Source organism: Terriglobus sp. YAF25, from assembly GCF_052113305.1.
Classification (GTDB): Bacteria; Acidobacteriota; Terriglobia; order Terriglobales; family Acidobacteriaceae; genus Terriglobus.
The window spans coordinates 1-3,345 of the sequence record NZ_JBFRCY010000527.1 but is presented as its reverse complement, the minus strand read 5'-3'; the positions used below and the strand labels follow the sequence as shown (position 1 = coordinate 3,345).

Sequence of the window (3,345 nt, the reverse complement as noted above, 5' to 3'; positions counted from 1 at the left end):
GCCCCGTCTCGATCTCAGCGACCGCAATCTGCGCCTGGCTAAGGAACTTGGCTGCCGCGTCTCCGTCAATACAGATGCGCACGCTGTCTCTGATTTCGAACAGATGCCCTTTGGCATCACTCAACTGCGCCGCGCCTGGCTTACACCGGCCGACGTAATCAACACTTACTCGCCGGAGGAGTTTCTTGCGGCGTTACGACCCAGGCCGTGAGGAACATGCACGAGATCAAGTTTCACCAGACCCACCGACCCCTCCGCCACTTTCTGTGGCCCATCGCCATTGCCTTCGTGGTTCTTGCCGCGGTCGGCATCGGGATCTATCTCCGCAGCCCGCATACTCCGGCAAAGGTGAGCGTTACACACGTCGCCGCGGTGCCTACGACGGTTACCTACTCCAACGACGTGGGAACGCTGAAGCTACTCGGCAAGACCGACTCTAACGAAAATACCCTTTATGTTCTGGCGACGGTGAAGGTGCACAACAACCTCAAAACTCCGGTCTTTCTGAAGGACCTCACCGGAGCACTCACCATGCCTGATGGATCGGAACTGCTGACCAGCGCCGTCGAAAAGGATGATGTGCCGGCCACCTTCACGGCCTTCCCGAAGGTGAAAGAAGCCGCCGACGGCAAGCCTCTACTGCTGCGCGAAACCGAAGTCCCCGGCATGAGCGATATGGAGGGCCTGGTCCTCCTCGGCTTCCGCGACGCCACGCAGCAGACCTGGGACCAGAGCAAGCACGCGGCCGTCAAGATCGCGCCCTACCACTACGACCCCATCGTGGCCGAGCTGAAGTAGCATCCCGGCCACCAACCGGGTGCCCCATGTCCCAAGGGGACTTGGGTATTCGAGCCGCAGCTCGAACCGCTCTTTGTTTTGCCAATCATCGAGCAGAAACAAAGCAGGGCTGAGATTTCTCTCAGCCCTGCTTCATTTCCAACAAATCCATCTAGCTCTTCGGCGTCGACAGATACCCGCTGATCTGGTTCTTCGCCACACTGTTCACCACAATCTCGAACAGGGCCGGACTCTTGCCGGAGTAGAACTGCACCGGCTCCATGATCGTCTTGTCCTTCTTTTCGATATTGCGATCGTCGGACGAGATCACCATCGTGTACTTGCCCTTCTTCTGGTCAACCTTCTTCAACTGCACCTTGATGGTCGAAAGCAGCGTCGGTTGCCCGCCCTTCTGCAGCGTGAATTCGACGTAGTTGCGGTCGCCTTTGTGTTTCAGAATCTCCAGCTCGTCGTGGTTCTTCGCAATCAGTCCGCTCATAACGCCGGCATCCCCAACAACGCGCTGCAGCTGGGTCTTGGTGGTGTCCAGATCGGCCTTGGTGCTGGCCACGTCGGTCTTCACGCCGCCTACGTCCGTCTTCACGGTACTGACTTCGCTCGATACGGCGCTTACCTGTTTGTTCGTCGCCTCCTGTGCGGCGATCAGTTTCGCGTCGGCGGCCTTCTGCGCCGCCAGAATGCTCTGCGCGCGCTGCTCGAGCTGGCGCTGCGTCAAACCGACGCTGGCTCCCAGGGTCTCCGTGGCGGCCTTCAGGCGCGCATTTGTCGCCGTAAGCTTGTCGTTCAGATCGGCGTTCGCTGCTTTGGCGGCGGCCAGATTCTTCTCTGCCTCTCCAAGGTGATTCTGCAGCCCATAGCACCAGATCAGCGAGGCGATCCCCAGCGCCAAGGCGATGAAGACCACCGCAATAAAAGCTCCGGACATCTGTCTCTGTTCAATTTCTTCACTCATATGCGTCCCATGTTCTCCTTAGCCTTGGGGCAAAGTATAGCCTTGCCCCGCCCGCTGAGATAGACGAGTTTCTACAATGACCGTATGCAGCAGGTAGATGTAGCCGTCGTAGGAGCAGGAGTCATTGGGCTGGCCGTTGCGCTGGAGCTTCGCAGCCGCGGGCTTTCGGTCGCTATCGCCGACAAAAACGATCCGGTCAGGGAAGCAAGCTGGGCCGCCGGGGGTATGCTCGCCGTCGACGATCCCGAAAATCCCGCCCCCCTGCGGCCGCTCTCCGCCTGGTCGCGCGATCTCTATCCTGAGTTCCTTGCGCGCATCGAACAGCAAAGTGGTCTGAGTGTTCCCATCCGCACCCATCGTGCGCTGCAGGGCTCCCATGAAGGCAACTCCTCCCCTGAGGCCCTCAATACCCTGAAAGAGATCGGTTTGTCTCCCGAGGGATACGCCTGGGCACTCCAACAAGAAGATTCACTCGATCCGCGCGACCTCGGCGCAGCCCTCCATGCCGCATGTGCTAATACAGACGTCTCAATACGATCCCATTGCGCTGTCGACACGCTCGCGCGCGAAGGCGCAGGATGGCGGTTGCACATCGGTGGTGGCGACATCGTTGCCGGCCGTGTCGTCCTCTGCACCGGAAGCTGGGCCGGTCCCCGTAACCTCCCCGTCTTCCCCCGCAAAGGCCAGATGATGGCCGTCGAGACGGATGCGCCGCTCGATATCGTGGTGCGCACACCGGAGATCTATCTGATTCCACGAGGCGGCGGACGTGTCGTCATCGGCGCCACCATCGAAGATGCGGGCTATGACAAGACCGTGCACAGCGCCGACATCGCTGCCCTGAAAGCGCGCGCCCTGAAACTGTTTCCATCTGTAGCGCAGGCGCCCATCGTCGAAACATGGGCCGGTCTTCGGCCAGCAACCCACGATGGCCTGCCGCTGATTGGAGCCGTTGAAGAAGGTCTCTACGCCGCCACAGGCCACTATCGCAATGGGATCCAGCTCGCCGCCGCGACCGCTCGCGCCATCAGCCTGAAATTGGCCGGAGAGGCCATGCCGATCGACATGCAAGCCTACGCCGTAAATCGCACATTTGAGCCGGTATTCGCACAACCATCATGACAATCCTCGCGGCGCTGCGCTATAACCGTTAGTACTAAATTTACGTTTTCTCACGGGAGTAGAGTTCAGCATGACCACGATGACCGCCGCACCCAAAGGCCTGGAAGGCATTATTGCCGCGAACTCTGGTATCTGCTGGATCGACGGCGACGCGGGCGTCCTGTCCTACCGGGGAATCGATATTCATGAGCTGGCTCCGAAGTCTACCTTCGAAGAGGTCACCTATCTTCTCTGGTTTGGCAAGCTGCCCTCGAAGAGCGAGCTGACTGACTTTACGAAGAGTCTTGCCGAGGCACGCAGCCTTCCTCCGGCTGTCATCGAGTTCCTGAAGACCGTTCCGAAGGATGCAACTCCGATGGAGGTGCTGCGCACCGCCGTGAGCCTGCTCTCCATGTATCCCGAAGGCAACGACCCCGATGAGAAGAGCGTGACGCACGACGCTAACGTCACCAAGGCCTTCCGTCTCACCGCGC

At 59.7% G+C, this 3,345-nt stretch carries 4 protein-coding genes and 1 pseudogene; 4 read left to right on the top strand and 1 reads right to left on the bottom strand.

Annotation, left to right across the window (positions count from 1 at the left end; translation table 11 throughout):
• Nucleotides 1-211: pseudogene (locus AB4043_RS19430) on the top strand (DNA polymerase III); the annotation flags it as partial.
• A 5-nt stretch (nt 212-216) separates the two neighbouring features.
• Nucleotides 217-798 (top strand): hypothetical protein, encoded by a 582-nt coding sequence (locus AB4043_RS19425; RefSeq protein WP_442301063.1) that lies wholly within the window; start codon nt 217-219, stop codon nt 796-798.
• Nucleotides 799-949: 151 nt separating this feature from the next.
• Here the strand turns inward: AB4043_RS19425 and AB4043_RS19420 are convergent, their stop codons facing one another.
• Nucleotides 950-1,750, bottom strand: coding sequence for a hypothetical protein (locus AB4043_RS19420; RefSeq protein ID WP_442301064.1), 801 nt, complete (start codon nt 1,748-1,750; stop codon nt 950-952).
• Between the two features lie 84 nt (nt 1,751-1,834).
• Here AB4043_RS19420 and AB4043_RS19415 point away from each other — a divergent pair, with 84 nt between their 5' ends.
• Both AB4043_RS19415 and AB4043_RS19410 read left to right on the top strand, forming a co-directional pair.
• Nucleotides 1,835-2,872, top strand: coding sequence for an FAD-dependent oxidoreductase (locus tag AB4043_RS19415; RefSeq protein WP_442301065.1), 1,038 nt, complete (start codon nt 1,835-1,837; stop codon nt 2,870-2,872).
• 70 nt (nt 2,873-2,942) lie between these two features.
• Nucleotides 2,943-3,345, top strand: a 403-nt coding sequence (locus AB4043_RS19410; RefSeq protein ID WP_442307825.1) for a citrate/2-methylcitrate synthase, incomplete at its 3' end; no start/stop codon positions are given.